The following is a 1,784-nucleotide window of genomic DNA, read 5'->3' on the forward strand; positions in this document are numbered from 1 at the left end:
CTGAATATAAGCGCCGAAACGCCCGTCGCGCAGGGTGATTTCCAGCCCCGTCTTCGGATCCTCGCCCAGAACCTTGACGCCGGGGCGCTCGCCCTCGGCCGCCTTGGCCGCATCGCCGCGATCCGACAAGGTGCGGGTGAATTTGCATTCCGGATAATTGGAGCAGCCGATGAAGGCGCCGAACTTGCCGAGCTTCAGCGAGAGCTGGCCGTTGCCGCAGGAAGGGCAGGCGCGGGGATTGGAGCCGTCTTCCTTGGCCGGGAAAATATGCGGCCCGAGCAGGTCGTTCAGCCCGTCCAGCACCTGCGTCGTGCGCAGCTCCTTGGTGCCGTCGATGGCGGCCGAAAAATCGCGCCAGAAATCGCGCAGCACCGCTTTCCAGTCGATCTCGGCGTTGGAGACGCGGTCGAGCTGCTCTTCCAGTGCGGCGGTGAAGTCATATTGCACGTAGCGGCCGAAGAAGCTTTCCAGAAAGGCCGTGACCAGCCGCCCCTTGTCCTCGGGTACGAGGCGCTTTTTTTCGAGCTTCACATAATCGCGTTCGCGCAGCACGGCGAGCGTCGAGGCATAGGTCGAGGGACGGCCGATGCCGAGCTCTTCCATCCGTTTTACCAGGGTCGCCTCGGTATAGCGCGGCGGCGGCTCGGTGAAATGCTGGGTGGCGTCGATCTTGTCCTTCTTGAGCGCCTCGCCCTTGTCGAGCGCGGGCAGGCGGCCGGATTCCTCGTCCTCCTCGTCGTCCTTGCCTTCCTGATAGAGTTTCAGGAAGCCGTCGAAGCGGACGACCTGGCCGGTCGCGCGCAGATCGAGCGTGCGGGCGCCAGCCTTGGCCTCGATTTCAGCCGTGGTCCGCTCCAGCAGCGCCGATTCCATCTGGCTCGCCACCATGCGGGTCCAGATCAGCTCATAGAGCCGCGCCTGATCGCCTTCGAGATGACGGGCCATGTCCTTGGGCAGGCGCGACATGTCGGTCGGGCGGATTGCCTCATGGGCTTCCTGCGCGTTCTTGGCCTTGACCTGATATTTGCGCGGAACGCCCGGCACATATTTGTCGCCGAATTCCCGGCCGATCACCTTTCGCGCGGCGGCGACGGCCTCGGGCGCCACATCCACGCCGTCGGTGCGCATATAGGTAATGAGGCCGGCGGTCTCGCCGCCGATATCCACGCCCTCATAAAGCCTCTGGGCGACGCGCATGGTGATTTCCGGCGCCATGCCGAGCTTGCGCGAGGCTTCCTGTTGCAGGGTCGAAGTGGTGAAGGGCGCGTAGGGGTGGCGTTTGGCCGGCTTGGCCTCGACCGAAACCACGGTGAAGGCCGCGTTTTCGAGGTCGCGCTTGAAAGCCTCCGCCTCGGCGCCCGCGCCAATGTCGAGGCGCGTGATCTTCTTGCCGTCGGCGCCGACGAGGCGGGCGGTGAAAGGCGCGTCGGCCTGATTGCGCAAATGGGCGACCAGCGACCAATATTCGCGGGCGACGAATTTCTCGATTTCCAGCTCACGGTCGCAGACCAGGCGCAAAGCGACGGATTGCACGCGGCCGGCCGATCTGGCGCCCGGCAGCTTGCGCCACAGCACCGGCGACAGATTGAAACCGACCAGATAATCCAGGGCGCGACGGGCGAGATAGGCTTCGACCAGGCTCTCGTCGATCTGGCGCGGGTGCTTCATCGCCTCCAGGATCGCGTCCTTGGTGATGGCGTTGAAGACCACGCGCTCGACTGGCTTGTCCTTCAGCACGCGCTTGCCGCGCAGGACTTCGAGCACATGCCAGGAAATGGCCTCGC

Annotated in this window: 1 protein-coding gene; it reads right to left on the bottom strand. The window is 64.7% G+C overall.

The window, feature by feature from the left end:
• Window positions 1–1,784: type I DNA topoisomerase (gene topA, locus ACE3S9_RS19215; RefSeq protein WP_374548081.1), on the bottom strand; the 1,784-nt coding region annotated here is incomplete at both ends.

Source organism: Rhodoblastus sp. (assembly GCF_041915505.1).
Lineage (GTDB): Bacteria > Pseudomonadota > Alphaproteobacteria > Rhizobiales > Beijerinckiaceae > Rhodoblastus.